This is a genomic window from Psychrobacter sp. TB20-MNA-CIBAN-0197 (assembly GCF_040309765.1).
Classification (GTDB): Bacteria; Pseudomonadota; Gammaproteobacteria; order Pseudomonadales; family Moraxellaceae; genus Psychrobacter; species Psychrobacter submarinus.
On the sequence record NZ_JBEOPC010001170.1, the window covers coordinates 1 to 247 of the forward strand.

General features: G+C 43.3%; 1 protein-coding gene. It reads left to right on the plus strand.

All coding sequences use genetic code 11. The features are described 5' to 3' along the window. A partial coding sequence (locus tag AAEY83_RS17615; protein WP_351061265.1) for a molybdopterin-dependent oxidoreductase occupies nt 1-247 on the plus strand: 247 nt, incomplete at both ends.

The following is a 247-nucleotide window of genomic DNA, read 5'->3' on the forward strand; positions in this document are numbered from 1 at the left end:
GTATTAGAAGATATTGCTCATCGCCTAAATGACACCATTGCCAAGCATGGTCGCGACAGCATTATGTTCTATGTCTCAGGGCAGCTATTGACTGAAGATTATTATGTCGCCAATAAATTTATCAAGGGCTTTATCGGTAATAACAATATCGATTCTAACTCCCGTCTATGTATGTCATCAGCGGTGGCAGGACACAAACGTGCGTTTGGCGCTGATATCGTCCCCAGTAACTACGAGGATTTGGAAG